At 60.2% G+C, this 6,652-nt stretch carries 10 protein-coding genes and 1 pseudogene; 7 read left to right on the top strand and 4 right to left on the bottom strand.

What is annotated here, in order from left to right; all coding sequences use genetic code 11:
* On the bottom strand, window positions 1–557 hold a 557-nt coding region (locus BSU04_RS10465; protein WP_144021188.1), incomplete at its 3' end, for a DUF4158 domain-containing protein.
* Complete coding sequence (locus tag BSU04_RS10460; RefSeq protein WP_089160549.1) at window positions 554–2,233, bottom strand: phage integrase family protein; 1,680 nt, start codon at window positions 2,231–2,233, stop codon at window positions 554–556. The genes BSU04_RS10460 and BSU04_RS10465, both read right to left, overlap by 4 nt.
* A 307-nt stretch (window positions 2,234–2,540) precedes the next feature.
* On the opposite strand from BSU04_RS10460, the gene BSU04_RS10455 reads away from it, so the two are divergent.
* Window positions 2,541–3,560, top strand: a complete 1,020-nt coding sequence (locus BSU04_RS10455; RefSeq protein ID WP_089160548.1) for a UPF0149 family protein — start codon at window positions 2,541–2,543, stop codon at window positions 3,558–3,560.
* A gap of 87 nt (window positions 3,561–3,647) precedes the next feature.
* Here BSU04_RS10455 and BSU04_RS10450 read toward each other — a convergent pair whose 3' ends face one another.
* Window positions 3,648–3,800 carry a hypothetical protein gene (locus BSU04_RS10450; protein WP_218827255.1) on the bottom strand — a complete coding sequence of 51 codons (153 nt, stop codon included), beginning with the start codon at window positions 3,798–3,800 and terminating at the stop codon, window positions 3,648–3,650.
* Window positions 3,793–3,957 carry a hypothetical protein gene (locus tag BSU04_RS46375; RefSeq protein ID WP_179258276.1) on the bottom strand — a complete coding sequence of 55 codons (165 nt, stop codon included), beginning with the start codon at window positions 3,955–3,957 and terminating at the stop codon, window positions 3,793–3,795. Before BSU04_RS46375 ends, BSU04_RS10450 begins: the two co-directional genes overlap by 8 nt.
* Before the next feature lie 312 nt (window positions 3,958–4,269).
* Here BSU04_RS46375 and BSU04_RS10445 point away from each other — a divergent pair, with 312 nt between their 5' ends.
* The 6 genes and pseudogenes from BSU04_RS10445 to BSU04_RS46370 all read left to right on the top strand — a co-directional run bounded on the left by BSU04_RS10445 (window position 4,270) and on the right by BSU04_RS46370 (window position 6,646).
* Complete coding sequence (locus tag BSU04_RS10445; RefSeq protein WP_256982431.1) at window positions 4,270–5,073, top strand: reverse transcriptase domain-containing protein; 804 nt, start codon at window positions 4,270–4,272, stop codon at window positions 5,071–5,073.
* 246 nt (window positions 5,074–5,319) lie between these two features.
* Window positions 5,320–5,421, top strand: a pseudogene (locus BSU04_RS48760) (hypothetical protein); the annotation flags it as partial.
* Between the two features lie 84 nt (window positions 5,422–5,505).
* On the top strand, window positions 5,506–5,697 hold the full coding sequence (locus BSU04_RS47465) for a hypothetical protein (protein ID WP_256982423.1): 192 nt from the start codon (window positions 5,506–5,508) through the stop codon (window positions 5,695–5,697).
* Between the two features lie 153 nt (window positions 5,698–5,850).
* Window positions 5,851–6,213, top strand: coding sequence for a type II toxin-antitoxin system RelE/ParE family toxin (locus BSU04_RS10435; RefSeq protein ID WP_089160547.1), 363 nt, complete (start codon window positions 5,851–5,853; stop codon window positions 6,211–6,213).
* Window positions 6,210–6,497, top strand: coding sequence for an XRE family transcriptional regulator (locus tag BSU04_RS10430; protein ID WP_089160546.1), 288 nt, complete (start codon window positions 6,210–6,212; stop codon window positions 6,495–6,497). The genes BSU04_RS10435 and BSU04_RS10430 overlap by 4 nt, the downstream gene beginning before the upstream one ends.
* On the top strand, window positions 6,497–6,646 hold the full coding sequence (locus BSU04_RS46370) for a hypothetical protein (RefSeq protein ID WP_179258275.1): 150 nt from the start codon (window positions 6,497–6,499) through the stop codon (window positions 6,644–6,646). Before BSU04_RS10430 ends, BSU04_RS46370 begins: the two co-directional genes overlap by 1 nt.
* Window positions 6,647–6,652: the final 6 nt, after the last annotated feature.

Genomic DNA, 6,652 nt, shown 5'->3' with positions numbered 1-6,652 from the left:
GCTGAGTCGAGTGCGCCGGTGATGGCCCCATAGATCGCCTCGTTGTGATCGTTGCGCGCCTGCGTGGCGATGCGCTGCAGCATTGCCAGTGGCGGCAGCTCGTACCGGCGCCGGACCAGTTCCTCGATCAGCACGTTGATGATATCGGGCAGTTCGATCTTTGTCCGGGCTTCCGCCGACGCCAGTTCAGCAAGCGACGCCGCCTCACTCGCATCGAACGCCCGGATGTCAAGCCAGCCGCGCAGCAGTTTCTGGTGACGAATGCGGGTGCCCGACACGTCATACCGTGCGATCGCCGTCCGGGACAGGACGCGGGACCGCATCGACGTCCGGATGTGATCGATAATGGCGGGCGGTACCTCCACGAGCATCGGGAAATAACCGAGACGCTGCAGCAGCTTCAGCTGCACCATGATCAATACGGCGGAGGCTTCCTGCCGGGATTGCCGGCGCACGAAGCGGATTTCCGCGGCGCTCGGCGTGAACGCCGCTTTCAGCTCCGCCGCGCCCGGCTCCGCAGGCAGCACCGGATAGATGGTCTCGTGGACAGTCGTCACGTTGGCTGCCGCCGCGCAAAGATCTGCTCGATCTGCCGGGTACGCTGAACTTCGTCGTCGTCCAGGTAGATCGAGGTCGTTGTGATCGACGCGTGACGCAGATTGTCGCGCACAGTCGTTAGCGTGGCGCCCTGTGCGAGAGCATTTGTTGCGTGCGTGTGGCGCAGCCAGTGTGGCGTCGCGCGCTGCAGCTTGTCGGCGAGTGCCGGGTGGTCGGCCCGAATTGCGTCGGCGGCGCTCCGGAAGAACCGGCGCAGCACCTCCCTCAGACGCGGCGTGGTGATGCCGCCGGGTTCATCGAGATGGCCGAGCAGCGGCGTATCCGGTGCCCAGCGTGCGGGGCTCACGGGCAGACCGCGCTGCATCAGGTACTGGTCCAACGCAAATCGTGCGAGCGGCGGCAGCACCACCTTGCCAGCCTTCGCCCCCTTACCGGTGAGGTGAAGCCACCGCTCGCCACGCGTGCCGGTCATGATGCCGCCGAGTGTAACGCTGACCAGTTCGCCTGCGCGCAGGCCGGTCGCGTAACCGAAATCGAGCAGAAAGCGCAGACGCTGTGCGGCGGGAATCGCCCAGCCATGCGACCATTCCAGGCCATCGGCAATCGTGCGGATCAACTCCCACTCTCCGGCCGTAAAGGCGCGCGAGATGTCCAACCCACCATTGCGCTGCGCGCCGCGCACCCTGAGGCCGGCAAACGGATTCGCGAGCACGTAGCGCTGCTCGATCAACCAGCGAAACATTGCACTCAGAACTGACAGCGCATAGGCGATGGAATCTGGCGACAACGCGCCCGTGAACGGCCGCCATTCGGACGACGATCGCGGGCGCGCCGGCGCGACCCACCGGGCGCCGGGTGTGGGATGGCGCAGGAAGGCACGATAAGCGGTCGCATCCTCGCTCGTGAGCGAAGACAGCGCTTTGCCGCGCTCGGCAATCGCCCAGAGCAGCAGGCGCTCGGCTTCCCGGCGATAGGCACGCTGAGTTTCGGCGGCTTCGTGCCGGTCGAGCCAGGCGTTGATCGCCTGATAGTCGTTATCGGCCTCGAGCGCACACATCGGCTTCGGTGCGCGGAAGGCGCCACGCGAGCCGTCGACGTCATGTGGCACGTGGATGTTTTCCCACGGCACCACGGGTTCCGGCGTCGCCACCACGATCAGCGCGCGGGCGCGTTCGGTAAGTACCGGGTGGGAGGCAAAGAAGGCCTCAATATGACGTGCGCTGCGCACGCCGAGTCCGGCAATCGTGCGCCACCAGCGCTGCCGACGAGGGATGCGCACGGTCAGATCAGCCAGCGTCCGGATGCCATGCTGATGCAGCATGGGGACAACACGGGCTGGCAGCCAGACATCGACCGCATCGCTCACCTGCGGTTGCGGGATCGCAAGCGTTGGCAGGATATCCAGCGCCCGGGTCGCGGCCTTGCGGTGACGGGACCGTTCGCCCACCGCGCACTGGAACAGCCGGGCCAGATCTGAACGATGCCGGCTGAGGGCGAAACCGGCAAGCTGCCGGCGAATTCGGCCGATCACGCCGCGCGCAGACTGGCCGCCTTCGAGCGCCTGCGGGCAATAACGTTCGACCGCCTCGCGCGCGCCGACGCCTGCGTACCACGCGCGCAGCGCGGATAGGGACGCAGTGTCAGGAAAGGACGGGGGCAACGGAACGTTCGGCATCCGGAGATTATAGGCAACGTGATGGCCGGGGAGCGGCACGTCAAGGTGTCTCACGTTTCCCGAAACGGGAGTTTTATCGAAAAATGTATCTCTATCGATAATAAAGGTTAGCGATAGGGATGCATGTAAATTCGTCGGTGTGCCGACCGTCAGCTCGATTCACACACCGCCCCATCGGGTAAAATGTCGTCATCCCGACGCTCGCCGAAATGATTGCGTGCGAGCGCTGCATCGAGTTGCACGTCAGCGACAACGACAGCACAGGCGATCAGTATCGCGTCTACCGTGTACCACCGTGGGGAATACCATGAATCTCGATCCCGAATTCGACGAGCCGCTAACTAACGAAGAGTTTGATTTCCTTGAACGCTTTCTTTCGAGCAATGCCGTTTGCGACGATGCGATGGACGCCGTCATGTTGCACGGCTTCCTGACCGCCGTCATCTCTGGACCGAACGTGATCATGCCAAGCACAATTCTTCCGTGGATCTGGGATGCAAGGCACGCAACACGTCAGCCCAGATTTCTGTCAGCAGGTCGGGCACGCAAGGTCACCGGGCTGATCATTCAATACTGGAACGACGTCAACAACACCCTGAATCACTGTCCAGATCTGTTCTCGCCTCCTTTGCACTCCACCGAGTGGAAGGGTGAAGAGATTCTTGTCTTCGACGAATGGTGCGAGGGCTATTGCAAGGGCATCGACCTGGATCGGGAAGCTTGGGAGCCGCTGATTGAACGGCACCCCAGTTGGTTCAATGTCATTCTTTTGTTCGGGACCGCCTCCGGATACGAAGATCTGGTGCAGCGAGATTACACGGTCGAGCAACGTCGATCGTTCGCAAACTTGCTCACGGCTTCAGCGCTCAATATCCATCAATACTGGTGCGAGGAGCGCCGAAAATTGATGGAACAAGGCGAGCGGCCAAACATGATCCCGGCGGTTTCAAGGCCGAAAGACAGGACAAGGAAGCTGACCGAGCGGAGAGATCCAGACGCGCAAGACGAGAACGAGTTCGACGACCTGTTCCTTGTCGATTCGCTCGGCCGTGCAACGGAAGAAGCGTTTCACCCACTTGCATTGTCCCCGCTGTCTACAGCCATAACCCGCGGCGACACCTCTGTCGATGTGCACATCTATCGGTCCGATAATAATGGCCGCGATGGCTGGGTGCTGGAAATCGTCGACTCGTTCGGGACGTCCACGGTTTGGGATGATCTGTTCCCGACCGATGGGGCTGCGCTGGCCGAAGCGTTCAACACAATCGACGCGCATGGGATTGAATCGGTAACGGAAGAGGTACCAGCGCACGTAACGAAGCACTGAGCGCTGTGAAACCGGCCATCAGTTCCTCTTTTATATCAGTGTCTTAGATTGAGATGTGGCGGATTTTTTACGAATCCCGGTCATACCTCAGCCAAGGGTTGTGGCCCGTTGAGCGAGCGCGTACTGGCGTTGCGTCGATTCACGATTGTTCTCAACTTGGCTGGCGCTGGACTGACGGATGTAGACGAACGCGGTGCGCTGCAAATGACTGGCGCTGATCTTGTTGGAGGCGTCACTCATCATCGTTCTCCCGTTGGTTCGGATGGCTTTGCGTCACGAGCTTTGCGATTGCTTGAGCGAGCGCGTCGATCACCGCATCGCGCGTCGTCGGGTCGAGTTGTTCCCACAGACTGCCCGCGTCGGATGGCAGATCCGCTAGGGGTAAGTTCAGTTGCATCGTGACTCTCCTGTTCCGTGTGGCGCAGTAAAGCGTCAATGATCAGGCGAGCGTGGAGTAGATCGGCAAGTGAGCCGATTGCGTCGGCTCCCGATGCGGCGGCGGTGGGAATGCCGTTGGTGGTTGAAGCGGGGAAATCGGTCCAATCGACGGGGATAAGGCCGCGCGACTCGTCGGGAAGGATCAGCAAGAGGTGCGGCCGGCCGGCGTATTGCCGTCGGCTGATAACTTGGAGTCGCATTCCTTGGAAGGGATGGCCTGCTCGCGCGATGACGACCGATTCAGGAACGTCATGGAGAGGGGTAGTCTGTCGTGGTTTCCTTCGGAAGTATTCCACACGCCGAACTGATGCTGTCGCTTGCGCGACGCATCGTTGATCGGCGCGTGCTGCATCTGATCCGGATGTGGCTGGAATGCCCCGTTGAAGAAACCGATAACCGAGGCCGGAAGAAACGTACGACGGAGGCCAGAGACAGCAGACGTGGCATTCCGCAAGGCTCACCCATCTCACCACTGCTGGCGAATATTTACATGCGCCGGTTTGTGCTGGCATGGAAGAAGCTCGGACTTCAGCGCAGTCTTGGCAGTCGAATCGTGACTTACGCGGACGATCTGGTGATCCTGTGCAAGAAAGGGAAGGCTGAGGAAGCCTTGTCACGAATGCGCGAGATCATGGACAAACTGAAGCTGACGGTCAACGAGGAGAAGACACGAATCTGCAAGGTGCCGGAAGGCGAATTCGACTTCCTGGGTTATACGTTTGGGCGGCTGTACTCCGCGACGACTGGCCAGGCCCGTATGGGCATGCGTCCGTCGAAGAAGAGTATCCGGCGCATGGTCGAAAAGATTCATGCGATGACCGCACTCAAGACGGTGTGGCAAGAGACCACGGAGTTGGTGGGCAGGTTGAACCGCACGCTGCGCGGCTGGGCGAACTACTTCAAGGTAGGCACGGACAGACGCGCGTATCGGGCGCTCGACAGCTACACCGCTACGCGGTTGCGTCGGTGGTTACGCAACAAGTACAAGGTTCGACGTCGCAGGGGCGGGACTTATCCATCCCAGCACCTCTACGGGCACTTCGGTCTCGTGCGTCTGACTGGTCCATGGGTGTGAACCTGCTGTGTGTGAAGGCGTGATGTCCTGTCCGAGAGCCGGATGCGGGAGATCTGCATGTCCGGTTCGATGAGCGGGGTGTGGAAACGGAGTTAGGGCGAGGTTACTCGGGCACCGCCAGACGAAAGGGGCGGCAACAGACAAACCGAACCTACTGCCACCGCGCCACATCTCGACTCTACCGTAAACTGCCCTCAGATCATCGGCTCCGCGAAACTCCACGTCAGGCGAGTTCGCCGGGCTTAACTGACTTCCCTGTTCCGTTGCTCCTCGGACCCCAATTTATGCGGCCTGACGGCCGAGCAGTTCGCCGGTCGCGCTGCCGAGCATATTTCCGAACTGAACGCCATCCATCCCTTCCGCGAAGGGAATGGCCGTACACAGCGCGCTTTCCTCAAAGTTCTGAGCCAAACGGCCGAGCACCACATCGACTTGCGCAAGATCGATCCGACGCCTTGGAACGAGGCTTCGATCATTGGATTCCATGACGGCGACTATGAACCGATGCGGCAGGTTATTTCTGGTGCTGTCATCGACGAGAAGGGGGCCCGCATCGCCACCAACGAGGCGCTGCAGGAACGGGCCAATAATCCGACCCGAGGCAGGGGCGGCCGATCATTGTGATGATCCAACGCAGCCTTAGGATGTTTCTTATAAATGCCATGAAGGAAGCCGAAAGCCGAACAGCCGTTCTCGGCGAGGAGGTCTCAGACGCGACCCAACAAAAAGCTTGCAATGATGAACCTTTTATGGTACATGTACTTTTAAAGGAGCACCATGGCTCAACAAAAAGAAGATGGCACGAAAATGCCGCTGGTTTTCTACCGTACCAGCGCGAGGACGGAGCCGGTGCTTGAATGGATTAAGAGCTTGGCAGAGGACGAGCGCAAGGAAGTTGGCCGCGACCTGATGCGCGCTCAATGGCGTTGGCCGGTAGGGATGCCCTTGTGCCGCCCGATGGGAGGCGGCCTTTGGGAGGTGCGCAGTAGCTTGCCCGGCAAGCGTATTTCCCGCGTGCTGTTCTGTGTCCACGCGGGTCAGCTAGTGGCTTTGCATGGGTTCATCAAGAAAACACAGAAGACGCCGCAGGAAGACCTGGATTTGGCGAAAAAACGAATGAAGGAGGTCACAGGATCATGAGCAAAAAACATAACCCCCATATTGGCAGCAGTCTCAACGAGTTCCTCAAAGAAGAGGGCATCTTCGAGGAATTGCAGACGCAAGCCATCAAGGAAGTGGTGGCCTGGCAGTTGAGCGAGGCGATGAAGGAGCGCAGCCTTTCCAAGGCGGGCATGGCGAAACTGCTGCACACCAGCCGGACACAAGTTGATCGTCTGCTCGATCCAGCTAGCGACGTCACCCTTTCCAGCTTGCAGCGGGCGGCGGCACTGGTGGGGCGTCAGGTGCGGCTCGAGCTCGTTTGATGCTGCGGATTGAGGTCAAAAAAGACATGAGGCAGATACGGCAAGAGAAAACCCCTCTGCTCGATATCGATGCCGAAAAGAAAACCGCCATTGCCGACGCGAAGAAGGGCCGCAAGGTGAATCCTCTCGTCGCGCCGCGAAAGCGCTGAATTGCT

The sequence above is a fragment of the Caballeronia sordidicola genome (assembly GCF_002220365.1).
Classification (GTDB): domain Bacteria; phylum Pseudomonadota; class Gammaproteobacteria; order Burkholderiales; family Burkholderiaceae; genus Caballeronia; species Caballeronia sordidicola_C.
This window is presented reverse-complemented; position numbering and strand designations above follow the sequence as displayed.